Genomic DNA, 24,388 nt, shown 5'->3' on the forward strand with positions numbered 1-24,388 from the left:
ATTGGGAGTTTCGACTGCGCGATTCCGCAGCGGACGATGATTGCTCTGGGATGCATCAGGTGTTTGGATCAGGCGGGCGGCAACGATTGCTCATTGCGCGCAACTTGCACCCGCCTACTGACCGCGCTAGCAAGAAGCCCCTTCCCTCACGCGAGCTTTTGCCATGCGTCTGCGCCCTCCCCTTATGCCGCTCGTTGCAGCGCTTCCGTCGACCGTGCCGTTTGTCGGCCCCGAAGCGCAGGAGCGCGAGCGCGGGCGTGCATTCCGCGCCCGCATCGGCGCCAATGAGAGCAGCTTCGGACCCTCGCCGCGCGTCATCGCCCGGATGGCCGAGATCGCGCGCGACATGTGGATGTATTGCGATCCGGACAATCACGACCTGAAGGTGGCCGCGGCAGCGCATCATAATCTCAAGGTCGAGAACGTCGTGGTCGGCGAAGGCATCGATGGCCTGCTTGGTCTGGTGGCGCGCATGTATGTTGCGCCTGGCGATGCGGTGGTCACCTCGCTCGGCGCCTATCCCACCTTCAACTTCCACATTGCCGGTGTCGGCGGAAGGCTTGTCACCGTGCCCTATGCGAACGACCACGAGGATTTGGAAGGGCTGCTGGCTGCGGCCGCCAGGGAGAAAGCGCCGCTGGTCTATCTGTCCAATCCGGACAACCCCATGGGGAGCTGGTGGGAAGCGGCCGAGCTGACGCGCTTCATCGAAGCGCTGCCGGAAACCACCATGCTCGTGCTCGATGAAGCCTATGGAGAATTGGGGCCGGCCTCCGCACTGCCGCCCATCGACGTCTCGCGGCCGAACGTCATCCGCATGCGCACCTTTTCGAAAGCTTACGGGCTTGCCGGCATACGCTGCGGCTATGCGGTCGCCGAGGCCCAGGTGATCAGCGATTTCGAGAAGATCCGCAACCACTACGGCGTCAGCCGCATGGCGCAGGTGGCGGGCGTCGAGGCGCTCGCCGACCAGGATTATCTGGATTCAGTGGTGGCGCGGGTGGCGGCAGGGCGCCGGCGCATCGCGCAGATAGCCGAACAGAACGGGCTGACGCCCCTGCCGTCGGCGACCAATTTCGTCACCATCGATTGCTGCCGCGACGGCGCTTTCGCGCTGAAGATCCTGCAAGGCCTGTTGTCGCGCGACGTCTTCATCCGCAAGCCGATGGCGCCGGGGCTCGATCGTTGCATCCGCGTCAGCGTCGGACTGGACCACGAGCTTGACATTTTTGCCGAGGAACTGCCCGGCGCACTGGCCGCCGCCCGTGGAAACTAAACGAGCGTTGCCATCGCGGCGACACTTGCCGGCCGGTTAGAGATCGAGCTCCCAGTTCTGGCCGGTGAGTTCCTTGCCGAAACTGTGATGGCGCTCCTGTGAAACCAGTCTGAACCCGGCGCGCTCATAAATCGCGCGGGCGGCGACCAGAATGTCATTCGTCCACAGAACGAGCTTGATGTAGCCGCAGGCGCGCGCCTGGTTCACGCATTCCGCAACCAGGCGCTTGCCGATGCCCAACCCGCGCGCCGCAGCCTCGACATGCAGCAGCCGCAGTTTCGCGACCTCGTCGTCCTGGTGAACCAGAAACACCGCGCCAAGCGGGAGGCCGGCGCGTTCGGCGATCCAGCAGAAATCGCGCCCTGGCTTGAAATTGCGGATGAAGTCGGCTCCGATTTCGGCAACCAAGGCTTCGAACTCGATGCTCCAGCCATATTCCTCGGCATAGAGCTGGGCCTGACGCTGAACCACCCAGCCAATGTCGCCGACGCGATGCGGACGCAACGTCACGACGGGGGGCGCCGCCTGGCCTTCAGCCGCCGGATCGCCCAGCAGCTCCGCTGCCTTGCGCAAGGCGTCGCCGAGTTCGGCCAAGCGGTGGTCGGGCAGGTTCTCGATAAGCCGGGAAGTGTCGCGGTCCGCCGCGGCCTGCAGACCGGCAAGGGCGTCCCGCCCCCTTGCCGTCAGCGACAGGATACGCCTTCGCCGGTCGACCGGATCGGTCCGGGTCTCGGTCAGGCCTTCGCCGGCGAATTTTCGCAGGATCCGCGTCAGATAGGCCGCGTCGAGACGCAGTTGCCTGGCGATGTCGGAGGCGGCCGGGCCGACATCGATGTCGAATGTCTCCGAAAGGAAGCCTCGCTCGCCGGCGATTTCCGCCGCCGCCGGGCGATCCCGATGACCAAGCTCGAACAGGACGCGCGCCTCGGTGAGCGTGAACGGGCTCTGCGTCAAGGTCTCGTCGAGAAGGCCGACAGTGCGGGTGTAGAAACGGTTGAAGTGCCTGATATCGGCCACCAAAGCACTGCGTTGGTCCAGCATCTGCGTTCAGCCCTTGGGTGATGATAGCCACAGTGTTAGAAATTTAGTGGACTGAGTCAATTAAATTCGAGTTCGACTCGGGCCCCCTCCATCCTCGTTCGACCGGCCTGTTGCATTCCCCGTCGCCTGCGCCAGATTCCAGCAGACGAGCCTCGGGAGAGACGCAATGGCTGACGATCGCAAGGCAGTGCGTGTGCGGGCCCACGGCAAGGTGCAAGGCGTCGGCTACAGGATCTGGGTCCGAAGCCAGGCCGCCAGCCTTGGGCTTGCGGGCTGGGTGCGCAATGAAGCGGATGGCTCGGTGACCGCTGAGATTGCCGGCACAGGCGAAGCCGTCTCGACCATGATCGGCCGGCTTTGGAAAGGACCGCCGGGAGCGTCCGTTTCCGGGGTTGACGTCGAGGATGCGGTATCCAGCAATCCTGTTACCGGCTTCCGGATCGATGCCTGATGCGGCTTCGGCATACCTCTTGAATTAATTGAACGTTCGTTTTATTAATTCGCAACAAGGGAGGCTCTTTTGGCGCGCACGACAGGATCCGATGGCGGGAAGACCGAGGCGGCAGCCCGCGAGGCGGCGGTCAACCTGATCGCGCGGCTCGGCTATGAGGCGATGTCGATGCGCCAGCTGGCGGCCGAAGTCGGCGTGCAGGCGGCCGCGCTTTATCGCTATTTCCCGACCAAGGAGGATTTGCTGTTCACGCTGATGCGCGAGCACATGGAGGAGTTGATCGCAGCCTGGAACGCCGCACGGCCCGCCGACGCCGATCCGGCAAGCCGGCTTTCGGCCTATGTCGAGAACCACATCGCCTTCCACATCGCCCGCCGCCATGCGACGCATGTTTCGAACATGGAGCTGCGCAGCCTGTCGCCCGAAAGACTGACGCAGATACTGCGGATGCGCACGGCCTATGAGAAGGAACTGCGCACCATTCTGCGTGACGGCGCCGAGGCAGGCGTGTTCGTCGTCGAAGATACCGGCCTCACCGCCATGGCGCTGATCCAGATGATGACCGGTGTCATCGTCTGGTTCCGGCCGGGCGAGCGGCTGTCGATCGCAGAAGTCACGGCGACATATCTTTCGATGACGATGCGGCTCGTCGGCGCGAGGATCGACACGTACAGCGCCGCACGTCCGTTTGGACGCGCAAACGACGCCGTGGGATTTTAGTTTCGCGCATGATCTTTTCCGAAAATCCAAGTCGATTTTCGGGGGTCATGCGGCAGGAGGAACCGGATGTACACGAACACGCTCAGCTTCGGGCATGACGAGGATGTCGAGGCATTGCGCGAGCTGGTGCGGCGCTTCGCCCAGGACAGGATCGCGCCGATCGCGGCGGAAATCGACCGCTCGAACGAATTCCCGGCGCATCTGTGGGCGGAACTCGGCAATCTCGGCCTCCTCGGCATCACCGCCGATCCGGAGTTCGGCGGCAGCGGCATGGGCTATCTCGCGCACGTGATCGCCGTTGAGGAGATATCAAGGGCCTCGGCCTCGGTCGGCCTGTCCTACGGCGCCCACTCCAATCTCTGCGTCAACCAGATCAACCGCTGGGCAACGCCGGCGCAGAAGGAGAAATTCCTGCCGCCGCTTTGCTCGGGCGAGCGCGTCGGCGCGCTGGCAATGTCGGAGCCCGGCGCCGGTTCTGACGTTGTCTCGCTCAAGCTGCGTGCCGAAAAGCGCAATGACCGCTACGTGCTCAACGGCACCAAGATGTGGATCACCAACGGCCCGGACGCCGAGACGCTGGTGGTCTATGCCAAGACCGATCCGGAGCGCCATGCGCGTGGTATCACCGCCTTCATCGTCGAAAAGGCCTTTGCCGGATTTTCGGTCGCGCAAAAGCTCGACAAGCTCGGCATGCGCGGCTCCAACACCGGCGAACTGGTTTTCGATAATGTGGAGGTGCCGTTCGACAACGTGCTGCACGAGGAAGGGCGTGGCGTCGAGGTGCTGATGTCCGGTCTCGACTACGAGCGCACGGTGTTGGCCGGTGGCCCGATCGGCCTGATGGCCGCCTGCCTCGACGTCGCGGTCCCCTATGTGCATGAGCGCAAGCAGTTCGGCCAGGCGATCGGGGAATTCCAGCTGGTGCAAGGCAAGCTCGCCGACATGTACACGACGATGAACGCCGCGCGCGCCTATGTCTACGCGGTCGCCGCCGCCTGCGACCGCGGCCAGACCACCCGCAAGGACGCCGCAGGCTGCATTCTGTTTGCCGCCGAAAAAGCAACGCAGATGACGCTTGACGCGCTCCAGCTTCTGGGCGGCAACGGCTACATCAACGATTATCCGACCGGCCGGCTGCTGCGCGACGCCAAGCTCTACGAAATCGGTGCCGGCACCAGCGAAATCCGGCGATGGCTGATCGGCCGCGAGATCATGGCAGAGGGGGTATAGCATGGCTGTCCTCCAGACCCAGATATCCCCTTCCTCCGATACCTTCCACACCAATGCCGAACGCATGCGGGCGCTGGTCGGCGATATCGCCGAAAAGGCCGCGAGCGTCGAGCGCGGTGGCTCGGAAGAGGCGCGCGAGCGACACGTCGCGCGCGGCAAGCTGCTGCCGCGCGAGCGGCTGGCGCAATTGCTCGACACCGGGTCGCCCTTTCTCGAGATCGGCCAGTTCGCCGCATGGTCGATGTATGGCGAGGACATTCCCTCCGCCGGCATCATCGCCGGTATCGGGCGCGTCGAAGGCACGGAAGTGATGGTCGTCGTCAATGACGCCACGGTGAAGGGCGGCACCTATTACCCGCTGACGGTGAAGAAGCATCTGCGCGCGCAGGAGATCGCGCTGCAGAACAATCTGCCTTGCGTCTACCTGGTCGACAGCGGCGGCGCCAACCTGCCCAACCAGGACGAGGTGTTTCCCGACCGCGAGCATTTCGGGCGCATATTCTACAACCAGGCCAACATGTCCGCCTCAGGCATCCCGCAGATCGCCTGCGTCATGGGTTCGTGCACGGCGGGCGGCGCCTATGTGCCGGCAATGTCGGACGAGACGATCATGGTGCGCAACCAGGCGACCATCTTCCTCGGCGGTCCCCCGCTGGTGAAGGCCGCCACCGGCGAGGATGTCAGCGCAGAGGATCTCGGCGGCGCCGACGTCCATACACGGCTCTCCGGCGTCGCCGACCACTACGCGCTCGACGACGAGCATGCGCTGGCCATCTGCCGGCGCATCATAAAGAACCTCAATCGGAACAAGACCGTAAGCCTTGCCGTCCAGAAACCGATTCCGCCGCTTCATCCGGCAGATGAGATCTACGGCATCGTGCCGACGGATCTGCGCCAGCCCTATGACGTGCGCGAGGTGATCGCGCGCCTCGTCGACGGTTCGGAGTTCGACGAGTTCAAGCAGTATTACGGCACCACGCTCGTCACCGGCTTTGCCCATCTTCACGGCATGCCGGTCGGCATCATCGCCAACAATGGCGTGCTGTTTTCCGAAAGCGCGCTGAAGGGCGCGCATTTCATCGAGCTATGCTGCCAACGCAAGATTCCGCTGGTGTTCCTACAGAACATCACCGGTTTCATGGTGGGGCGCAAATATGAGGCAGGCGGCATCGCCAAGGACGGCGCCAAGCTGGTGATGGCAGTCGCCACCGCCCGCGTGCCCAAGGTCACCGTGATCATCGGCGGCTCGTTCGGCGCCGGCAATTACGGCATGTGCGGGCGCGCCTATTCGCCCCGCTTCCTGTGGATGTGGCCGAACGCCCGCATTTCGGTGATGGGCGGCGAGCAGGCGGCGACGGTGCTGGCCATGGTCAAGCGCGAGGGCATCGAGCGCAAGGGCGGCGAATGGAGCGCCGAGGAAGAAGCGAAGTTCAGGAAGCCGATCCTGATGAAATACGAGCATGAAGGCCACCCGCTTTATTCCTCCGCAAGGCTATGGGACGACGGCATCATCGATCCGGCCAGGACGCGCGAGGTCCTGGCGCTCAGCCTCTCGGCGGCGCTCAACGCGGAGAGCGAGGAAACGCGCTTCGGCGTGTTCAGGATGTGAGATGGGCGAGGTGCAAGGCAGGATCCGCATTCACTTCGGCGACATCACCAAGCTGGATGTCGACGTCATCGTCAACGCGGCCAATTCCTCGCTGCTCGGCGGCGGCGGGGTCGACGGCGCCATTCACCGGGCGGCGGGGCCGGACCTCCTCGCCGAATGCCGCACGCTCAACGGCTGCAAGACCGGGGATGCGAAGCTGACCAGGGGCTATCGGCTGCCGGCCCGCTACGTCATCCATACGGTCGGTCCGATCTGGCAGGGCGGCGGCAAGGGCGAGGCGGAGTTGCTCGCCTCCTGCTATCGGCGTTCGCTCGAAATCGCCGCCGAGAAGGAATGCCGCTCGGTCGCCTTTCCGGCGATCTCGACGGGCATCTACCGCTATCCGAGGGATGAGGCGGCAGCAATTGCAGTCGGCGCCGTAAATAGCTTCTTGAGCCGAAATACGACGCCGCAGACCGTCATCTTCTGCTGCTTCGACGAACAAATGGCCGAACTATACCGTGAGGCCGTTGCTTCCTCGAGGCGAACGCAGTCTACGGAGGTTTCATGTTCACAAAGATCCTGATCGCCAACCGAGGCGAGATCGCATGCCGGGTGATCCGCACGGCGCGCAGGATGGGGGTGCGCACGGTTGCCGTCTATTCCGATGCCGATGCGAAATCCCTGCATGTCGAGATGGCCGACGAGGCGGTACATATCGGTGCTTCGCCTGTCAGCGACAGCTATCTGCGCGGCGACAAGATCGTCGCGGCCGCCTTGGCGACAGGCTCGCAAGCCGTTCATCCCGGCTATGGCTTCCTGTCGGAAAATCCTGATTTCGTCGACCAGGTGGCGGCCGCGGGGCTCACCTTCATCGGCCCGTCGGCGGCCTCTATCCGCGCCATGGGGCTGAAGGATGCCGCCAAACGGCTGATGGAAAAGGCCGGCGTGCCCGTCGTGCCGGGCTACCATGGCGAGGCGCAGGAGATCGTGATCCTGGCCTCCAAGGCACGCGAAATCGGCTACCCCGTGCTGATCAAGGCGCGGGCCGGCGGCGGCGGCAAGGGAATGCGCCGGGTCGAGCACCCCGATGAGTTCTCCGAAGCGCTGTCCAGCGCACGACGCGAGGCGAAATCCGCTTTTGGCGACGACCGTGTACTGGTGGAAAAATATATCGACAAACCGCGCCACATCGAGGTGCAGGTTTTCGGCGACAATTTCGGCAATGCCGTCCATCTGTTCGAACGCGACTGCTCGGCGCAGCGACGCCATCAGAAGGTTATCGAGGAAGCCCCCGCCCCCGGCATGACCGAGGCGTTACGCAAGGCGATGACCGAGGCGGCGGTGAAGGCCGCCAAGGCGATCAGCTACTGCGGTGCCGGCACCATCGAATTCATCGTCGATGCCTCGCAAGGCCTGACGCCTGACCGCTTCTGGTTCATGGAGATGAACACGAGGTTGCAGGTCGAGCACCCGGTCACCGAGATGGTCACCGGCACTGATCTGGTAGAATGGCAGTTGCGGGTCGCATCCGGCGAGAAGCTGCCGAAAACGCAAGGCGAGATAAAGCTAGCCGGCCACGCCTTCGAGGCGCGCCTCTATGCCGAGGATGCCGCAAGGGAGTTTCTGCCTGCGACCGGCACGCTGCATCATCTGAAATTTCCCGACATGGTTCCCCAAGGGGCCGCCATGCGTGTCGAAACCGGGGTGCGGGCCGGCGACGCCATTTCTCCCTATTATGATCCGATGATCGCCAAGCTGGTGGTGCATGGCGGGGACAGGCCGGCTGCGCTGGAGGCACTCGGCGCGGCGCTTGCGCGAACCGAAGTCGCCGGTTCGATCGTCAATACCGCCTTCCTCGCCGCGCTGGTGACCGATCCGGACTTTTCGGCGGGCGACGTCGATACCGGCCTGATAGGCCGCCACCAGCAGGCGCTGACCGAGATTGCGCCGCCGAGCGGCGAAACGGTCGCGGCCGCGGCCATAGCGGCCTCCGGGGCGGGCGCGCTGCCGGCATCGGACGATCCATGGTCGTCGCTTGCCGGCTACACGCATTTCCATGGCATGGCACGACAGATCCGGCTGAAGTTTGGCGAGGACGATATTCTGGCAAGGGTTTCGGTACGACCAGACCGGCGTTCCCAGGTGACGCTCCATGCACCCTATGACAGCGCCAATTCGCATGACCTTCGCGCCGTTCCTCGCCTCGCCCGCTGGCCAGGCCACATCACGATATTCGAAGGCGCGGCCGGCTATACGTTCGCGGTGCCGGACCCGTTGGCCAGAGGCGATGATGCGGCGGCGGCGTCAGGCAGTTTGCGCGCGCCGATGCCGGGACTGGTCAAGCTTGTGCGGGCGACAAAGGGCGATACGGTGATGAAGGGGCAACCGCTGCTTATTCTCGAGGCGATGAAGATGGAGCACACCATCGCCGCGCCCCATGATGGCGTGATCGCCGAGATCGCCACCGAGGGCGCGCAGGTTACCGACGGCACTGTGCTGGTGCGGTTCGAGGATATGCAAGGCTGACAGCCTCGCTGCCGGACGCCAAGCGTCCCTGTCCTGCCGGACAGAGAGAGGCGCCGTAGAATGTCGACCGCCGTTATATGTCCATGGCAAGACACACAGGCAGAAATGAAATGGCCGGGACGAGCCCGGCCATTTCATCGATATAGGCAGCGATTACGGCTGGATCGGCGCATACTTGCCGTCGTGCCACTGGTTGATGTCGTAGCTGGCGTTCTTGAGGTCGCCCTTCTCGTCGAAGGTGACATTGCCGACAACCGTGCTGATTGGCTGCCCGTTCTTCAGCGCCTCGGCGACCTTGGCCGGATCATCGCTGCCGGCACGCTTGATGCCTTCCGCAAAGGCCTGGATCGTGGCGTAGGAGAATAGCGTGAAGCCTTCCGGCACGAAACCGCCGGCTTTGATCTTCTCGACGGCTGCCTTGGCTTCCGGCTTTGCCTGAGGATCCGACGGGAAGACGAACATGGTCCCTTCGCCGGCCGGGCCGGCAACCTGCCAGAATTCCGGCGAGGCTATCGAATCCGGCATGATCAGCTGGAACTTGATGCCCTGTTCCGCCGACTGGCGCAGGATCAGGCCAGCCTCCGGGTGGTAACCGCCGAAATAGACAACGTCGGCCTTGAGGTCCTTGAGCTTGGTGACGAGCGCCGAATAGTCCTTTTCGCCGGCATTGATGCCTTCATAGTCCACTTCCTTCAGGCCGCCGGCATTCATCGTGGCCTTGACCGCATCGGCAACGCCCTGACCGTAGGCACTCTTGTCATGCAGGATGACGACGTTCTTGCCGGCATACTTCTTCGCGATCCAGGGGCCGATGAAGGCACCCTGCGCATCGTCACGCGTATAGAGGCGCATGATCGTCGGCCAGCCGGCCTTCGCTGCGGCGTCGGTCAGCACCGGGTTCGAGGAGGCCGGGCTCATCATCAGGGCACCGGCTTCGGCATAGACGGCGGAAGCCGGAATGCTCGAACCCGAGCAAGCGTGGCCGTCGATGAACTTGACGCCATTGGCGACGATACGGTTGGCGACCGAAACCGCCTGCTTCGGGTCGCACTGGTCATCCTCGATATCGAGCTTGATCTGGCGACCGTCGACACCGCCGGCAGCATTGATCGCGTCGGCGGCAGCCTGCGCGCCCTGCTTGAACTGATCGCCAATGGTGGCGAGCTGTCCGGTCATCGGACCGACCACCGAAAAGGTGATGTCGTCGGCATAGGCGACCGGCGCGCTCATCATCAGGCCGAAAATGGCCGCGTTCAAAATACTTAATTTTTTCATTGCGGTATGACTCCTCCACTCACGCGCGGCCGCCCCGGCCACGCTTCTTCCAGAGAGGCCGGACAATTTCATCCTTCGTGTGGCCTGTCTAGGCGCATTGGCGGCGCTCGATTAGGCCTGCGGAGCATCTCTGGAGCAAAAAGGCAAAAGCCGCGCCGGCCTTGTTCCGGCCGGTCGCGGCTTTGCCTGTCGAGCTGTTTCTCAAGCGCCCCCGCACTCGAACCCAACTCGCCTTCCCTGTCTTCCTGCTGGCCCTGATCTTTCCGAAACCGGATCATGGCCGCCGCGCCGCTGGCCCTGTCGGGCGTGCCGCGTTCTTGGTTTTGTCACGTGGCCGTCTTACCGCGGCCTTGTCCTTGCCTGGCGGACCAGAAGGCCGCCCTGCCTTATCTCTAAATTCAGTGCATCGTCATCCATTCGCGGGCTTCGCGCAGCGCCTTGGCGATCTCGACCTTCGACATCGCAGCCGACAGTTCCGAACGCAATTCCGCAGCGCGGGCCGAACCCTTGATCGCGGCGATGTTGAACCATTTGTGGGCGGCGACGACATCGGTCTCGCAATCGCGGCCCGTCGCATACATCATCCCCAGTTCGAAAAGAATGTCGGCCTGGGCAGTTGCCCCCATGGCGCCGAAGCCTGCTTCAAGCATTTCAAAACGTGCCATTTTTCAATCCTCTCTTCCGGCCCTGTCTGGCTCCCGAGAGCTGCCTCCGTTTGTCTGCCCGGGCTGCTCTTTCGATGCTTTCGAGAATGCCGCTCAGGCTTGAATCCGTCGTTAAATGGCGTGCTTAATTTGAGGAAAACAAAGCTAAAACAATAGGTAAACGTGGAAATTCGTTAAGGATACAAAGCCAGCGATTCAGCCGGATAGCGCCAAATTTGACGACAATTTTCGCGGGCGGAATCAACACTCTGCTAACCACGCGAAACAAACGCCGCGCATGCATGCATTCATTTCCCTGCCGACATTGCTTCCGTCGGCGCATCTGAATTGCCAAAGCTTCCGCTGCGGCACCGCTTTTGTTTTGCAGGGAGCTGGATTAGCTTACGTTTGCGTAAGCGGCAGACCGGCGAGGCGTAGCCTCCTGCCGGTATCCAAGGGAGGAAAGATGTTTCGAAAAGCAAGCCTGGCCCTGGCGGCCACTTTGATCCTGACCGGTCTGGCCTGGGCCGATCCGATCGAGGGAAACTGGAAGACGCAGGCCGGCGATACCGCGGCCATCGGGGGCTCGGGTTCATTTTCCATCACGCTGAAGTCTGGCAAATATGCCGGCAAGACCATCGGTTCGCTCAAGGCGTCCGGCGACAACAAATACACCGGCAACATAACCGACCCGGCAAACGACAAGACCTACTCCGGCAAGGCGACACTGTCGGGCACCTCGCTGAAAATGAGCGGCTGCGTGCTCGGCGGGCTGATCTGCAAGAGCCAGACCTGGCACAAGCTCTGATCGACCCCATCCTTGCGACATGAAAACGGGGCCGGCAGGCCCCGTTTTCATGTCATGATCCTGGCGTGCTGTGCCGGCGGCCATGCTCCTTATGGCCAGCGCCGCCTCAAAACCCATCAACCAATTTGAACGGCAGATGAACGCCGGCATCAGAGCCGGTTCAGTCGTGCCCGGGCATTCTCCTGCGTGTTGAAGGAGACACGACCAATGCTCGCTCACCATCGTCTGCCTGCTGGTGAGCCTGTTTGGAATGTTCTTCGCCATCCTCGTCGCCGAAGCGGGCCGTTCGGCCCGTTCCTGGGACGAGGCCAGTTCCAGAACCTGCCGCCTCGCCTGCCCGACCACCCTTCGCCCCTGAGACAGAAACCAAAGACCTGACCAACCACAAGACCTCGAAAGAAAAGCAAAGACCATGAACCGCATCGCCGCCAATCTCTTCAAAACCGTTCGGCTTCTGCCGCGGGCGGCGCTCATCCTGGCGTTTCTTGCCGCACCGGTCCTGGCCGTGCCGATGATGCGTACCGATGCCGGGTCCACGATCGACGCGCCAGCACTGAAGAAATCCGGCGTCGGTTTCGTGCTGCTGGTCAGCCTGCAGCGCGGATAAATTGCGCCTTCGATCGGGACACCCCTCCCAACCGCCTATCCAAATCTCTATATTGAGCCATGGAAAAGCGAATCTACCCCCAAGCCATCGAATCTGTCGTCATGCCCGAGCCTTTTGGCCGGCAAAGCTTCGACACCGCCGAAAAGGCGGTCGCGGCGCTGCAAGCCCTTTATGACCGCAACACCAAGTTCCTGCGCGACTCCTTCGCGGCGCTTGCCGCCGGCGGGGACAGCAGCAAGCGCTACCGCGCCTTCTACCCGGAGATCGGCGTCACGACGAACTCGTTCACCCAGATCGATTCACGCCAAGCCTATGGCCACATGCCGACGCCGGGGCATTTTTCCACCACCATCACCCAGCCGAGCCTGTTCGAAAGCTATCTGGTCGAGCAATTGCGTCTGATCATGCGCAACCACGGGGTCGCGGTCACGGTCTCGGAATCGACAACGCCGATCCCGCTGCATTTCGCCTTTCTCGAAGGCACCCATGTCGACGGAACCGCGGCCGAGCGTATCCAGCGGCCTATCCGAGACCTGTTCGACGTGCCAGATCTCGACGGTACAGATGACCAGATCGCCAACGGCACGTTCGAAGTGGCGTTCGGAGAACCAAGGCCGCTGGCGCCCTTCACCGCGCAGCGGATCGACTATTCGCTCCACCGCCTGTCGCACTATACCGCGACCACGCCGCAGCATTTCCAGAATTTCGTGCTGTTCACCAACTATCAGTTCTATATCGACGAGTTCGTGGCACGCGCCCGTGACCTGATGGAGAATGGCGGCGGCGGATATGCCGAATTCATCGAACCGGGCAACGTGGTCACCAAAGCCGGGCAGAGCGCCCCGAGCGAAGGGGTGGCGCCGCAGCGCCTGCCGCAGATGCCGGCCTACCACTTGAAGAAGCCGAACCATGGCGGCATCACCATGGTCAATATCGGTGTCGGACCCTCCAACGCCAAGACGATCACCGATCATATCGCTGTGCTGAGGCCGCATGCCTGGGTGATGCTCGGCCATTGCGCGGGCCTGCGTAATACGCAGGCGCTGGGCGATTATGTGCTGGCGCATGCCTATGTGCGCGAGGATCACGTGCTGGACGACGACCTGCCAGTCTGGGTGCCGATCCCGCCGCTGGCCGAAATCCAGGTGGCATTGCAGGAAGCGGTGGCCGAAGTGACCGGCCTGTCCGGGTACGATCTCAAGCGCATCATGCGCACCGGCACTGTAGCCACCATTGACAACCGCAACTGGGAACTGCGCGACCAGCGCGGACCGGTGCAGCGGCTTTCGCAGTCGAGGGCGATCGCACTTGACATGGAATCGGCAACGATCGCGGCCAATGGCTTCCGCTTCCGCGTGCCTTACGGCACGCTCTTGTGTGTCTCCGACAAGCCGCTGCATGGCGAACTGAAGCTGCCCGGCATGGCGACCGAATTCTACAAGCGGCAGGTGGCGCAGCACCTCACCATCGGCATCAGGGCGATGGAAAAGCTTTCGGAAATGCCGATGGAGCGGCTGCATTCGCGCAAGCTCAGAAGTTTTTCGGAAACGGCCTTCCAGTAGCCGATCTGCGCGCCGCCAGAGCCATTCGCCGTCTTGCCGGCGATTCGCCATCTTGCCGGCAATTCGCTATCTTGATTGAGCCGCATTTTTGCCGATAACCGGGCGGGGACCATCGCAGGCAACTCATGCAGATCTGATCCGATGAAACGCAGTCGAGACATGGCGGCTTCACTGGTATTCATCGTGATGATGACGCTCTCGGTCGCGCTGGTGGCCGGCTTCTTAGGCGCGTTGCACCCGGCGCTCGATTCCTTTTCGCATTTCCGCATTCACCTCGCCGTGCTGATGGCGCTTTGCGCGCTGCCGCTGCTGGCGACATCGTTTCGCCTGCAAGCGGCCGCGGCCCTGGTTTTTGCCGTGGCCGCTCTTGCCACCGCTTCGACCGCCTTGCCCCGGCCGTGGCCGGTTCAGGCGGTCGCCAAACCCACCGACCAGGTAGTCTACAGCCTGCTGCAGATGAATCTGCGCTACGACAACCCGACGCCGAAAAAAGTGCTGTCACTGATCGGCCGGACCAATCCCGACGTCATCACCCTGGACGAGGTGTCGACGATGTGGGCGACGGAGCTTGGCTACATCGCCAGCGCCTATCCATACCGGATCCTCTGTCCCTATCCCAACGGCGTATTCGGCGTCGCGCTGCTCTCGCGGCGGCCCTTTCTCGCCGGCACCGCGCCACATTGCGAGCGCCGGGGCGCAATGGCCGTTGCGACCATCGATTTCGGCGGCAGGAGCGCCGACGTCGCCGCCATCCATCTCAGCTGGCCGTGGCCGCGGGAACAGTATTGGCAGATCGGCGAACTCTCGGAGCAGCTTTCATCGCTCGGCCAAACCGCCATCATGGCCGGCGATTGCAACGCGGTGCCATGGAGCGCCGCGGTGCGGCGCGTCGCCGCTCTCGGCGGACTGACGGTCATGCCGTCGGCCGGGTCGACCTGGATTCACCGGAAGCTGCCCGACTTCCTGCGCCGCTATGCAGGCCTCCCGATCGACCAGGCGTTCAGCAAGGGCGGCGTGACCATTCTGTCGTCAACGCGACTGGAAGATACCGGCTCCGACCATCTTCCCGTACTCGTGGAGTTCTCGCTTCGCCCCGACGACAGGCTGCCCCATGACGAGCATGAGAGCGCGCTCGCGGCGAGCGACCTTGAAAACAATCCGCGCGGTTGATGCTTCGGCATTCTCAGGGTTTGGTCAACGCTTCGACAAGGTGCTCGACAGGCCCGCCGCCGCGATGCTCGCGCGCATCGAAAGCGTTCTGCCTGGCTTCGTATTCGACATAGATGGTCTTGATTCGGCGCCGCGCCTCGAGATGCGTGCCGGTGCAGAACCAGTTGTCCGGGCGCCGCAGTCCGGCAAGCGCGGTCTCGGTGGCCCGCATCATCCGCCTCGCGATACCGCCATGCGTCTGCTCGTGCTTGCGAACGCCGACCATGAAACGGTCCCAACGCTCGCGCAGGACTGCGCTTGCCGACGAGAGCCGCGGGAAAGTGTAGGTCAGGTTGAGCGTCCCGTTGGCCTGCCGCAGATGGCAGGCTCCATCCTCCCGGACAATATCGAGATCCCAATGCACGGCGTAACCGGTTTCGGCGATGGCGCGCGTCATATAGCCGTGCTTGGGTCCCAGCCGGTCCATTGCCTCGACAAGGGCGGCTCCGGTATTTCCAGCGACATCATAGGTGCGGATGTGAACGGTGAGCTTTGTGCCCGCCGACGCGGCTGATGCGCAAAGCAGCATGAAGGCCATGGCGAGCATCGTCGGGCTGGTCAGGCGCATGTCCGCCTCCTTTGTCGGAGCCGAGCAGACCACACTCGGCGGAAGGCTTCAACGGGCTTGATCGAGGCAGGCGGTCGACGGCGACAGACAAGTCCGCCGCCGCTCGCATGTTTTCGTGACGGCTTAGCCGGGCACGCTCACATGTTCTGATAGACCGGGCCTTCGCCACCTTGCGGCGGCACCCAGTCGATATTCTGGTTCGGATCCTTGATGTCGCAGGTCTTGCAGTGGACGCAGTTCTGCGCGTTGATGACGAAGCGCACGTCCTTGGCCGCCGGATCGGCAGCGGCATTGCCGTCCTTGTCGACCCATTCGTAGACGCCTGCCGGGCAGTAGCGCGTCGAAGGTCCGGCAAAGACGTCATGCTCGGAACGCTTCTGCAGCTCCATGTCCGCCACCAGCAGATGCACCGGCTCGTTTTCCTCGTGGTTGGTGTTGGACAGGAACACCGAGGACAAGCGGTCGAAGGTCAGCACGCCATCGGCCTTGGGATAGTCTATTTTCTTGTGCTTCGCCGCGGGCTCTAGCGTGGCGTAGTCGGCCTTGCCATGCTTCAGCGTGCCGAAGGGCGAGGAGCCGAACAAAGTGTTCAGCCACATGTCCAGGCCGCCGATGGCGACGCCGGCGATGGTGCCGAAGCGCGACCACAGCGGCTTGACGTTGCGCACCTTCTTCAGATCCTTGCCGATGTCTGTCGCCCGCCACGCGGCTTCGTAAGCGGAGAGCTCGTCATTGGCGCGGCCGGCGGCGATTGCCTCGGCGACATGCTCGGCCGCCAGCATTCCCGACAACACGGCATTGTGCGAGCCCTTGATGCGCGGGACGTTTACGAGCCCGGCGGCGCAGCCCATCAACGCGCCACCCGGGAAGCACAGTTTCGGCACCGACTGCCAACCGCCTTCGGTAATCGCGCGCGCGCCATAGCCCAACCGCCTGGCGCCCTCGAAAGTACCGCTGATCGCCGGGTGGGTCTTGAAGCGCTGGAACTCCTCGAACGGCGACAGCCAGGGGTTCTTGTAATTGAGGTGGACGACGAAGCCCACCGCCACCTGATTGTCGTCCAGATGATAGAGGAAAGAGCCGCCGCCGGTCTTGAGATCGAGCGGCCAGCCGAAGGAGTGCTGGACGAGACCCGGCCTGTGCTTCTCCGGCTTGACCTGCCACAGTTCCTTGAGGCCGATGCCGTATTTGCCCGGCTCGCGGCCCTCGGAAAGCCTGAACCTGGCGATCAACTGCTTGGCGAGCGAGCCGCGCGCGCCCTCTCCGATCAGCACATATTTGCCCATCAGCGCCATGCCTGGCGCGAAACCCGGGCCGTGTGTGCCATCCTTTTCGACGCCCATGTCGCCGGTGACAACACCGGTGACGGCGCCTTCCTCGTTATAGAGCAGGCCGGCCGCGGCGAACCCCGGATAGATTTCCACGCCGAGCGCCTCGGCCTTGGCGGCCAGCCAGCGGCAGACATTGCCAAGCGAGACGATGTAGTTGCCGTGATTGTTCATCAGAGGCGGCATCATCATGTTGGGCAGGCGGAAAGAGCCGGCGGGGCCAAGCACCAGGAAATGGTCCGCCGTGACCGGCGTTTTGAATGGATGGTCTTGTTCGTCGCGCCAGCCCGGCAGCAACCGGTCGATGCCGATTGGATCGACGACGGCTCCTGACAAGATGTGGGCGCCAACCTCACCGCCCTTTTCCAGCACGACCACGGAAAGCTCGGGATTGACTTGCTTCAGGCGGATGGCGGCGGCGAGGCCGGCCGGGCCCGCACCGACGATGACCACGTCGAATTCCATGCTTTCGCGTTCGATATCGCTCATCAACCCCTCCGCACTGGCTTGTCGCTATTGCGCGTATCTTGCTGGCTCATGCGCTGCATAGCGCATCAAGTCGCGACAGGAAACCGGCGCGTCTGTGACAACGCGGATTTGGCCAAAAAGTCGCGCATCGTGCCGAAGGACACCCGTTTTGCGCCGGCCTGCCCGCAACGCGTACGTTTTTAATTGTTCGACGGCTTGCTTATCGGCCATACTTCGCACCATGCGCATTCCTGGGCCAGCCGGCTTCTCATCAACGCGCTTCCCATCGACGCCCGGCAGGGCCTGCCGGGCGTTCCTTTCGGCCCTCCCCCTGCTGGCGCCGGTCCATGCCTTTGCAGACGAGGTGAAGGTCTGGGCCACCGGTGCCTACTCCTTCTCCGACGAGCTTGGCGGGTTCGAAATCACCGGCGCTTCCGGCACCGGCACCAAGGACGATCCGCTCGTCATCACCGAAGAGCTGAATTCAGCGACGCCGGTGACGTTGACCATCCGTGCAACCAAGCCGATCCAGGCGTTCGGCAAGGCGGGCGAGTTCGCCAACGGCATCATGTATTTGCGCTTGGACGTGCTCAACAACAGCGGCCAGGCCTGGATCGAATTCCAGTTCGAGCTTCAGGAGGTCCTGAATCAGCCGAGCGTCTTCGGCGACGGGCTTTCGTTCGACCAGCGCAACAAGACGCCTGACAATATCTGGTCGAGCAATTTTGCCGATTTCGACCGCGATTTTGAACCGTATGACCGTCTGCTGTTCAAGAACGGCAAGGTCGACCCGCTAAAGACCGCCAGGTTCGAATTCCTGATCACCGACTATACGCCGCGCTGGACCTTTTATCTGGTGCAGGACCCGCGCATACCGACGGGTTAGGTTGCGGTGAGCGTATGACGCTGCCACAGACAGGCCGTCATTGCCCGGTTGTGCCAATGTCCCCAATCACCAACTTGCAATATGCGACCAGTCGAACGATGGTGGCGCCATGACTGCCGCTTCCCCAAACAGCCGACCTGATATCGCCGAGCTGCTCGCCTTCTATGCCAGCGCGGGCGTCGACGAGGCGTTGGAGGACGCGCCGGTGAACCGCTTCGCGGAAGCCGCGCCCAAGCCGGCGGAGCGGATGCCGGCTGCCGCGCCGAGCGATAGCAGAGCACCGGAGCGGCCCGCCCAACCGCGTCTCGATGCGAGCGCCGTGCCTAACGCTCCGCCGGCGCGCCCGCCCATTTCGGCGGTACCCGACGAGGCGCAGGCGGCGCTGGCGCGTGAATTGGCCTCGGCTGCCTCGACGCTGGACGAGCTTCGCCAGCACATGTCGACTTTTGACGGCTGCAACCTGAAGTTCACCGCCAAGAACCTGGTCTTTGCCGACGGCAACCCGGATGCATCGGTGATGCTGGTCGGCGAGGCGCCCGGCCGTGACGAGGATATAGAAGGCCTGCCCTTCGTCGGCCGCTCCGGCCGGCTGCTCGACCGCATGTTGGCCGCGATCGGGCTAGACCGGACATCCGTCTACATCGCCAATGTCATCCCCTGGCGGCCGCCGGGAAACCGCACGCCGACGCCGCACGAAACCGAGATCTGCCGGCCGTTCATCGAAAGGCAGATCGAACTGGTCAAGCCGAAGGTGCTGGTCAATCTCGGCGGGCCCTCGGCCAAAACCCTTCTGAATACGAGCGAAGGCATCTTGCGGCTGCGCGGCAACTGGCGCGCCCACACGACAGCGTCCGGCGTCGTTATTCCGGCGATGCCGACGCTGCACCCGGCCTATCTACTGAGGACGCCGGCGCACAAGAAGCTGGCTTGGCGGGATTTTCTCGAGGTGAAGGCGAAGCTAAGAGCGCTCACCTCTCCATGACCTCGCGGGTAATTGAAATGCGCCTGCCGTCGCCCTAACCATGCCCTCATGATATCTCCTCAAACCTCCGCCGGCAGCCTCATCCGTGAATGGCGCACGCGACGCCGGATGAGCCAGCTCGACCTCGCCACGGAAGCCGATATCTCGCAGCGGCATCTGAGCTTCGTCGAGAGCGGGCGGGCCGCGCCGTCGCGCGACATGGTGCTACACCTGGCCGAGCAGCTTTCGATCCCGCTTCGCCAGCGCAACCAGCTCTTGCTGGCGGCGGGCTTTGCGCCGAGCTTCAGCGAAAGGCCGCTGACCGACATTTCGCTGGCACCGGCCATGGCGGCGGTCGAGACGGTGCTTCGAGGGCACGAGCCGTTCCCGGCGCTCGCGGTGGACCGGCACTGGAACCTCGTTTCGGCAAACACTGCCATTGGGCCGTTCCTGGCCGACGTTTCCGAGCCCTCGCTGCTCAAGCCGCCAGTCAACGTGCTGCGGCTCAGCCTGCACCCTGGAGGTGTCGCGCCGCGCATCGTCAATCTCGCGGAGTGGCGGGCGCACCTGCTGGAACGCCTGAAGCACCAGAACGACGCGTCAGGCGATCCGGTGCTGATCGAACTGGAGCGTGAGTTGCGCGGTTATCCCTCCGGCCCGAAGAGTGGGCGGCCGGCGCGGGTCGAGCCGAGCGGCATCGTGCATCCGCTGCGGCTTGCCCATGGGGATCAGGTGCTGTCGTTCATCAGCACCATCACCGTGTTCGGCACGCCGCTGGACGTGACGCTGTCGGAGCTGGCGATCGAGTCCTTCTTTCCGGCCGACGAGCAGACGCGGACGGCGCTGGTAAGATTGGCGAAAGAGCGGGCCTAACGGTGCTGATCACCCCTGCGGCGGGGCGGCCTTGCGCGTGCGGGTGCGTTCCAGGCCGAGTTGACGTTCGCGCCAGATGATGAAGATGCCGGCGGCAACGACGATCAGACCGCCGGTCAGCGTGTTCAGCGTGGCGACATCGCCGAAGACGAGATAGCCGACCAAGACGCCGAGGATCATCGAGGTGTATTCGAACGGCGCCACCACCGATGCCTCGGCATGGCGGTAAGCCGAGGTCATCAGGATCTGGCCAAGGCCGCCGCAGAAGCCGGCGGCGACAAGAAGGACCGCCTGCCCCGGCGTCAGCGCCTGCCACCCAAACGGCAGCGACAGCAGCGCCATGACGCTCGCGGTGACCGAAAACCAAAGCACGATCGTGGCGGTGCGCTCGCTTTGCACGAGATTGCGCACGAGCAGCATGGCGACGGCCGAAATCGCCGCCGCTATCAATGCGGCGATGACGCCGAGCACCTCCTGGTCATCGAGCGCCTCGCCGGAACTCAGGAGCGTCAGCTCCGGCCAGGAGATGATCAGCACACCGACGAGGCCGACGGCGACCGCGCTCCAGCGATAGACACGAATGGCTTCGCCGAGGAAAATCGAGCTGAACACCACCACCAACAGTGGCTGGGCGTAATTCAGCGTGATTGCTTCTGGCAGCGGCAACCGCGTCAGCGCGAAGAAGCCGAGCCCCATGGCGCAGACGCCGACGACGCCGCGCGCGATGTGGTTGAACGGACGGCTTGTACTGAAAGCCGTGCCGAGATTTCCCTTGAAAGCCAGAAAGGCAATGATCGGAAAGATAGCGAAGAAGGAGCGGAAGAAGACGATCTGTCCCGCCGGCACAGTGCCCGCCGCCTTGATGCAGGTCGACATGCCGACGAAGACCGCCACCGAGACGATCTTCAGCATAATGCCAGTGAGCGTGTTGTGCCCTACGGTATTGTCACTGTTGTCGCGGCCTGCTGTCACGCTCCCGCCGCTTCCCGCGTGGTTGCCCAGGTGCGCGCCGGCGTTGCCGGTCTCTCGATATGCCTGACGTCGTAGACGGCGGCCATGACTGCCTCGCGATGCTGGAAAGGAAGGTCTGAATAGACCTTGTCGCAGTTTTGTCGAGCCGCCGGTTCGTGTAAAGAGCGCGGACTTCAAAATTTTGGACGGGCAGGACAGGCCCGGAAAGACAGGAACCAAGGAATGCGCACCGACACTGGCCAGGTCTTCAAACTCGAAGACTATCGCCCCAGCGACTATCTCATTCCGGAAACGAACCTTGAATTCCGTCTTTCGCCAGGCGCGACGATCGTCACGGCAATTTTGACCGTCGAGCGCCGGGATGGCGTCGCGGCCTCTACGCCGCTTGTGCTGGATGGCGACGGGCTGACGCTCAGGCGCGTCGAGATCGACGGCAGGAAAGCCAAGCCGACGGATTTTGCCGTGACGCCCGACCGACTGACCATCCTCAGGCCCCCGGCGGCGCGTCGCTTTCGGCTGTCGATCGAGACCGAGCTGGCGCCGTCGGGCAATGAAGCGCTGATGGGCCTCTACCGCTCAAGCAACGTCTATTGCACGCAATGCGAAGCAGAGGGCTTCCGCCGCATCACCTATTTCCTCGACCGCCCCGACATCCTTTCCGTCTACACCGTGCGGATCGAAGCCCGCCGCGACGAGGCGCCGCTGCTTCTGTCCAACGGAAACCCGGTCGACAAGGGCAATCTCGGCGATGGCTGGCACTATGCCATTTGGCACGATCCCTTCCCCAAGCCATCGTATCTGTTCGCGCTGGTCGCCGGCAATCTCGGCCGGGTCGCCGACAGTTTCGTTACCATGTCCGGCCGCACGGTCGAGCTCGGCATCTATGTCGAGCCCGGCAAGGAGAAGCTCGCCGGCTACGCCATGGATGCCTTGAAGCGATCGATGCAATGGGACGAGGAGGCATTCGGCCGCGAATACGACCTCGATGTCTTCAACATCGTCGCCGTGTCCGACTTCAACATGGGCGCGATGGAGAACAAGGGCCTCAACGTCTTCAACGACAAATACGTGCTGGCCGACCGAGAGACCGCGACGGACGCCGATTTCGCCAATATCGAGGCGATCATCGCGCATGAGTATTTCCACAATTGGACAGGCAACAGAATCACTTGCCGCGACTGGTTCCAGCTTTGCCTGAAGGAAGGGCTGACCGTTTATCGCGACCACGAATTCTCGGCCGACCAACGTTCGCGTGCGGTCAAGCGCATCGCCGAGGTGCGCACGCTGCGCGCGCATCAATTCCCCGAGGACCAGGGGCCGCTGGCGCATCCGGTCAGGCCGCGCCGCTATCGCGAGATCAATAATTTCTACACGGCGACCGTCTACGAAAAAGGCTCGGAGGTGGTGCGCATGATCCGTACCATCCTCGGGCCTGATAGCTTTCGCGCCGGCATGGACCTCTATTTCGAGCGGCACGACGGCACGGCGGCGACGATCGAGGATTTCCTGACAGTGTTCGAGGAGGTGTCCGGCCGCGACTTGTCGCAATTCGCGCTCTGGTACCATCAGGCCGGCACCCCTAACCTGGCGGTGAGCTCGACCTATAACCGGGCGGAGCGGGAATTCACTCTGGAAATCGAGCAATCGGTGCCGCCGACCCCGTCGGAAAGCCGCAAACGACTGATGCACATACCGCTCGCCTTCGGTCTGATTGGCGCCGGTGGCGAGCCGGTCGCCTATGACACGGTCGACGGCGCCAGCGTCGAGGACGGCATCATCCACATCCGCAAGCGCCGGCATGTGGTGCGCTTCTCAGGCGTCGCCGAGCGTCCGGCGGTTTCGCTGAACCGCGGCTTCTCGGCGCCGATAACGCTTGCCGTCGAGCAGAAGACCGATGACCAATTCTTCCTTGCCGGCCACGACAGCGACAGCTTCTCGCGCTGGCAGACCTTCAACACGCTGCTTACGGATGCATTGATCTTGGCCTTCCGCCAGATTCTCGACGGCGCCGAGCCTGGCTTCACCGCGCGGCTGACCGAGCTTGCCGGCAGGATCGCGAGCGACGAGACGCTGGAGCCGGCCTACCGGGCGCTGGCGCTTTCGCTTCCGGGCGAGACCGACATAGCGCGCGACATCGGCAAAAACATCGAACCCAACGCCATCTTCGCTGCGCGCGAGGCGCTGGCGCTGGCAATCGCCAGGGCTAACCGCGACGCGTTCGCCGGCCTCTACGAGCGGCTTGCCGACGCCGGCCCGTTCAGCCCGGACGCAGCTTCCGCCGGACGGCGGGCGCTGCGCAACGTCATGCTCGATTATCTCTCGCTGCTGTCAGATGGCGCCGGGCTTGCGGCGGAGCACTTCCGGTCGGCCACCAATATGACTGACCGCGCGGCGGCACTGACCGTGCTCGCGCACCGCCACCATGGTTCGCCGGAGGCAAACAAGGCACTGGCGGCTTTCGAAGCGACATATGCGTCCGACCCGCTTGTGATGGACAAATGGTTCCAGATTCAGGCCAGCGTACCCGGTCCGCAGGCGGTGGAGACGGTTCGCGCCCTGACCACGCATCCGGCCTTCTCGATGGCCAATCCGAACCGGGTGCGCTCGTTGATCGGCACATTCTCCAGTGCCAACCAGACCGGATTCCACCGCGCCGACGGCGAAGGCTACCGATTCTTCACGCAGACCGTGCTCGAGGTCGAAAAACGCAATCCGCAGGTGGCGGCAAGGTTGGCAACGGCGCTCCGGTCGTGGCGTTCGCTCGAACCTGGCCGGCAGGCCAAGGCCAGGGAAGCGCTGCTTTCGATTGCCAATGCCGAAAACCTGTCGGCGGATTTAAGCGATATCGTCGAGCGTACGCTGGCGTGAGCCAGACCCAAGCGGCCACCATGGTGGTCGGCGGCAATGCCAAGGCAACGCCACCGGCCCGTCAGGCTGTGCTTCTGCTGCTCGAACGGATTCCCGCCTCCCTACGCGGGTATCAACATGGCGATGCGATGCACGCCGACCTCGGCGCTCGTATTCGTCGCCTCGTCGGTCTTGCCCTTGGCGCAAGTGTATATGTCGCCTTCCTTGAGCTTGAACTCCTTGTCGGCCTTCTTGATCGTGAATTCGCCCGCAGTGATGGTGCATACCATGTCGTTGTCCATCACCATCGCCGGCGCATGTGTGCCGGGCTGAAACACGACATCGACGATTGAGATGCTTTTGTAGGCAGGAATGTCTGAGTTTCCCGTGCCTACCTCCACCACTCTGATGCCGGGCGCAATCTCCTTGCCCTCCTTCGGGCCGTATGTCCTCGTTTTTACCGACGCCGCCAGGGCGAACAAAGGCGTTACCGCTGCCGCTGACACGCCGAGAGCAATTGCAGTTCTGCGATTCATGCTTTCCTC

At 63.3% G+C, this 24,388-nt stretch carries 22 protein-coding genes; 15 read left to right on the plus strand and 7 right to left on the minus strand.

Features of this window, described 5'->3' with window-relative positions; genetic code table 11:
* Window positions 1–163 precede the first annotated feature (163 nt).
* Window positions 164–1,276 (plus strand): pyridoxal phosphate-dependent aminotransferase, encoded by a 1,113-nt coding sequence (locus tag FJ972_RS21780; protein ID WP_140520697.1) that lies wholly within the window; start codon window positions 164–166, stop codon window positions 1,274–1,276.
* Between the two features lie 36 nt (window positions 1,277–1,312).
* On the opposite strand, the gene FJ972_RS21785 is transcribed toward FJ972_RS21780, so the two are convergent.
* Entirely contained in the window at window positions 1,313–2,317 is a 1,005-nt protein-coding gene (locus tag FJ972_RS21785) for a bifunctional helix-turn-helix transcriptional regulator/GNAT family N-acetyltransferase (protein WP_140520698.1), read from the minus strand.
* 166 nt (window positions 2,318–2,483) lie between these two features.
* On the opposite strand from FJ972_RS21785, the gene FJ972_RS21790 reads away from it, so the two are divergent.
* From FJ972_RS21790 to FJ972_RS21815, 6 genes are all read left to right on the plus strand, one after another.
* Complete coding sequence (locus FJ972_RS21790) at window positions 2,484–2,768, plus strand: acylphosphatase (protein ID WP_140494632.1); 285 nt, start codon at window positions 2,484–2,486, stop codon at window positions 2,766–2,768.
* Between the two features lie 69 nt (window positions 2,769–2,837).
* Entirely contained in the window at window positions 2,838–3,488 is a 651-nt protein-coding gene (locus FJ972_RS21795) for a TetR/AcrR family transcriptional regulator (protein WP_140520699.1), read from the plus strand.
* Between the two features lie 66 nt (window positions 3,489–3,554).
* Window positions 3,555–4,718, plus strand: coding sequence for an isovaleryl-CoA dehydrogenase (locus FJ972_RS21800; RefSeq protein ID WP_140520700.1), 1,164 nt, complete (start codon window positions 3,555–3,557; stop codon window positions 4,716–4,718).
* A gap of 1 nt (window position 4,719) precedes the next feature.
* Window positions 4,720–6,327, plus strand: a complete 1,608-nt coding sequence (locus FJ972_RS21805) for a carboxyl transferase domain-containing protein (protein ID WP_140520701.1) — start codon at window positions 4,720–4,722, stop codon at window positions 6,325–6,327.
* A gap of 1 nt (window position 6,328) precedes the next feature.
* Window positions 6,329–6,892, plus strand: a complete 564-nt coding sequence (locus FJ972_RS21810; RefSeq protein ID WP_140520702.1) for an O-acetyl-ADP-ribose deacetylase — start codon at window positions 6,329–6,331, stop codon at window positions 6,890–6,892.
* Entirely contained in the window at window positions 6,874–8,835 is a 1,962-nt protein-coding gene (locus tag FJ972_RS21815) for an acetyl/propionyl/methylcrotonyl-CoA carboxylase subunit alpha (protein ID WP_140520703.1), read from the plus strand. Before FJ972_RS21810 ends, FJ972_RS21815 begins: the two co-directional genes overlap by 19 nt.
* 153 nt (window positions 8,836–8,988) lie before the next feature.
* Here FJ972_RS21815 and FJ972_RS21820 read toward each other — a convergent pair whose 3' ends face one another.
* The gene (locus FJ972_RS21820; RefSeq protein ID WP_140494645.1) at window positions 8,989–10,110 is read right to left on the minus strand and encodes a branched-chain amino acid ABC transporter substrate-binding protein; all 1,122 of its coding nucleotides are present in this window, start codon (window positions 10,108–10,110) and stop codon (window positions 8,989–8,991) included.
* A gap of 398 nt (window positions 10,111–10,508) precedes the next feature.
* Window positions 10,509–10,775, minus strand: coding sequence for a sel1 repeat family protein (locus FJ972_RS21825; RefSeq protein ID WP_010915070.1), 267 nt, complete (start codon window positions 10,773–10,775; stop codon window positions 10,509–10,511).
* A gap of 445 nt (window positions 10,776–11,220) precedes the next feature.
* Between FJ972_RS21825 and FJ972_RS21830 the strand changes: the two genes are divergently transcribed.
* The 4 genes from FJ972_RS21830 to FJ972_RS21845 all read left to right on the plus strand — a co-directional run bounded on the left by FJ972_RS21830 (window position 11,221) and on the right by FJ972_RS21845 (window position 14,901).
* Window positions 11,221–11,562 carry a DUF2147 domain-containing protein gene (locus tag FJ972_RS21830; RefSeq protein ID WP_140494647.1) on the plus strand — a complete coding sequence of 114 codons (342 nt, stop codon included), beginning with the start codon at window positions 11,221–11,223 and terminating at the stop codon, window positions 11,560–11,562.
* A 412-nt stretch (window positions 11,563–11,974) separates the two neighbouring features.
* Window positions 11,975–12,169, plus strand: coding sequence for a hypothetical protein (locus FJ972_RS21835; RefSeq protein ID WP_140517987.1), 195 nt, complete (start codon window positions 11,975–11,977; stop codon window positions 12,167–12,169).
* A 101-nt stretch (window positions 12,170–12,270) separates the two neighbouring features.
* Complete coding sequence (locus FJ972_RS21840; RefSeq protein WP_224617604.1) at window positions 12,271–13,731, plus strand: AMP nucleosidase; 1,461 nt, start codon at window positions 12,271–12,273, stop codon at window positions 13,729–13,731.
* Between the two features lie 141 nt (window positions 13,732–13,872).
* Complete coding sequence (locus tag FJ972_RS21845; RefSeq protein WP_140520705.1) at window positions 13,873–14,901, plus strand: endonuclease/exonuclease/phosphatase family protein; 1,029 nt, start codon at window positions 13,873–13,875, stop codon at window positions 14,899–14,901.
* A gap of 13 nt (window positions 14,902–14,914) precedes the next feature.
* On the opposite strand, the gene FJ972_RS21850 is transcribed toward FJ972_RS21845, so the two are convergent.
* Together FJ972_RS21850 and FJ972_RS21855 are read right to left on the minus strand one after the other, a co-directional pair.
* Entirely contained in the window at window positions 14,915–15,508 is a 594-nt protein-coding gene (locus FJ972_RS21850; protein WP_140520706.1) for a DUF922 domain-containing protein, read from the minus strand.
* 137 nt (window positions 15,509–15,645) lie between these two features.
* The gene (locus tag FJ972_RS21855) at window positions 15,646–17,325 is read right to left on the minus strand and encodes an electron transfer flavoprotein-ubiquinone oxidoreductase (RefSeq protein WP_140520707.1); all 1,680 of its coding nucleotides are present in this window, start codon (window positions 17,323–17,325) and stop codon (window positions 15,646–15,648) included.
* 220 nt (window positions 17,326–17,545) lie between these two features.
* Here FJ972_RS21855 and FJ972_RS21860 point away from each other — a divergent pair, with 220 nt between their 5' ends.
* The 3 genes from FJ972_RS21860 (at window position 17,546) to FJ972_RS21870 (ending at window position 20,024) form a co-directional block, all read left to right on the plus strand.
* The gene (locus FJ972_RS21860) at window positions 17,546–18,190 is read left to right on the plus strand and encodes a hypothetical protein (RefSeq protein ID WP_140517982.1); all 645 of its coding nucleotides are present in this window, start codon (window positions 17,546–17,548) and stop codon (window positions 18,188–18,190) included.
* Between the two features lie 109 nt (window positions 18,191–18,299).
* Entirely contained in the window at window positions 18,300–19,172 is an 873-nt protein-coding gene (locus FJ972_RS21865; protein WP_140520708.1) for a uracil-DNA glycosylase, read from the plus strand.
* Between the two features lie 48 nt (window positions 19,173–19,220).
* Window positions 19,221–20,024 (plus strand): helix-turn-helix domain-containing protein, encoded by an 804-nt coding sequence (locus FJ972_RS21870; protein ID WP_140520709.1) that lies wholly within the window; start codon window positions 19,221–19,223, stop codon window positions 20,022–20,024.
* Window positions 20,025–20,033: 9 nt separating this feature from the next.
* On the opposite strand, the gene FJ972_RS21875 is transcribed toward FJ972_RS21870, so the two are convergent.
* A complete protein-coding gene (locus tag FJ972_RS21875) occupies window positions 20,034–20,936 on the minus strand; it encodes a DMT family transporter (protein ID WP_224617863.1) in 903 nt (300 codons plus the stop codon).
* A gap of 282 nt (window positions 20,937–21,218) precedes the next feature.
* Between FJ972_RS21875 and pepN the strand changes: the two genes are divergently transcribed.
* On the plus strand, window positions 21,219–23,864 hold the full coding sequence (gene pepN, locus FJ972_RS21880; RefSeq protein WP_140520711.1) for an aminopeptidase N: 2,646 nt from the start codon (window positions 21,219–21,221) through the stop codon (window positions 23,862–23,864).
* Between the two features lie 101 nt (window positions 23,865–23,965).
* On the opposite strand, the gene FJ972_RS21885 is transcribed toward pepN, so the two are convergent.
* Window positions 23,966–24,379 carry a hypothetical protein gene (locus tag FJ972_RS21885; protein WP_140520712.1) on the minus strand — a complete coding sequence of 138 codons (414 nt, stop codon included), beginning with the start codon at window positions 24,377–24,379 and terminating at the stop codon, window positions 23,966–23,968.
* Between the last annotated feature and the right edge of the window lie 9 nt (window positions 24,380–24,388).

Origin of the sequence: Mesorhizobium sp. B2-1-1, from assembly GCF_006442975.2 — a bacterium.
Lineage (GTDB): Bacteria > Pseudomonadota > Alphaproteobacteria > Rhizobiales > Rhizobiaceae > Mesorhizobium.

Bases quoted from the DNA above. Each gene is read 5' to 3' on its own strand.
- FJ972_RS21780 (WP_140520697.1), top strand. From the start codon at position 164: ATGCGTCTGCGCCCTCCCCTTATGCCGCTCGTTGCAGCGCTTCCGTCG.
- FJ972_RS21785 (WP_140520698.1), bottom strand. From the start codon at position 2,317: ATGCTGGACCAACGCAGTGCTTTGGTGGCCGATATCAGGCACTTCAAC.
- FJ972_RS21790 (WP_140494632.1), top strand. From the start codon at position 2,484: ATGGCTGACGATCGCAAGGCAGTGCGTGTGCGGGCCCACGGCAAGGTG.
- FJ972_RS21800 (WP_140520700.1), top strand. From the start codon at position 3,555: ATGTACACGAACACGCTCAGCTTCGGGCATGACGAGGATGTCGAGGCA.
- FJ972_RS21805 (WP_140520701.1), top strand. From the start codon at position 4,720: ATGGCTGTCCTCCAGACCCAGATATCCCCTTCCTCCGATACCTTCCAC.
- FJ972_RS21810 (WP_140520702.1), top strand. From the start codon at position 6,329: ATGGGCGAGGTGCAAGGCAGGATCCGCATTCACTTCGGCGACATCACC.
- FJ972_RS21815 (WP_140520703.1), top strand. From the start codon at position 6,874: ATGTTCACAAAGATCCTGATCGCCAACCGAGGCGAGATCGCATGCCGG.
- FJ972_RS21820 (WP_140494645.1), bottom strand. From the start codon at position 10,110: ATGAAAAAATTAAGTATTTTGAACGCGGCCATTTTCGGCCTGATGATG.
- FJ972_RS21825 (WP_010915070.1), bottom strand. From the start codon at position 10,775: ATGGCACGTTTTGAAATGCTTGAAGCAGGCTTCGGCGCCATGGGGGCA.
- FJ972_RS21830 (WP_140494647.1), top strand. From the start codon at position 11,221: ATGTTTCGAAAAGCAAGCCTGGCCCTGGCGGCCACTTTGATCCTGACC.
- FJ972_RS21835 (WP_140517987.1), top strand. From the start codon at position 11,975: ATGAACCGCATCGCCGCCAATCTCTTCAAAACCGTTCGGCTTCTGCCG.
- FJ972_RS21840 (WP_224617604.1), top strand. From the start codon at position 12,271: ATGCCCGAGCCTTTTGGCCGGCAAAGCTTCGACACCGCCGAAAAGGCG.
- FJ972_RS21845 (WP_140520705.1), top strand. From the start codon at position 13,873: ATGAAACGCAGTCGAGACATGGCGGCTTCACTGGTATTCATCGTGATG.
- FJ972_RS21850 (WP_140520706.1), bottom strand. From the start codon at position 15,508: ATGCGCCTGACCAGCCCGACGATGCTCGCCATGGCCTTCATGCTGCTT.
- FJ972_RS21855 (WP_140520707.1), bottom strand. From the start codon at position 17,325: ATGAGCGATATCGAACGCGAAAGCATGGAATTCGACGTGGTCATCGTC.
- FJ972_RS21860 (WP_140517982.1), top strand. From the start codon at position 17,546: ATGCGCATTCCTGGGCCAGCCGGCTTCTCATCAACGCGCTTCCCATCG.
- FJ972_RS21865 (WP_140520708.1), top strand. From the start codon at position 18,300: ATGACTGCCGCTTCCCCAAACAGCCGACCTGATATCGCCGAGCTGCTC.
- FJ972_RS21870 (WP_140520709.1), top strand. From the start codon at position 19,221: ATGATATCTCCTCAAACCTCCGCCGGCAGCCTCATCCGTGAATGGCGC.
- FJ972_RS21875 (WP_224617863.1), bottom strand. From the start codon at position 20,936: ATGCTGAAGATCGTCTCGGTGGCGGTCTTCGTCGGCATGTCGACCTGC.
- pepN (WP_140520711.1), top strand. From the start codon at position 21,219: ATGCGCACCGACACTGGCCAGGTCTTCAAACTCGAAGACTATCGCCCC.
- FJ972_RS21885 (WP_140520712.1), bottom strand. From the start codon at position 24,379: ATGAATCGCAGAACTGCAATTGCTCTCGGCGTGTCAGCGGCAGCGGTA.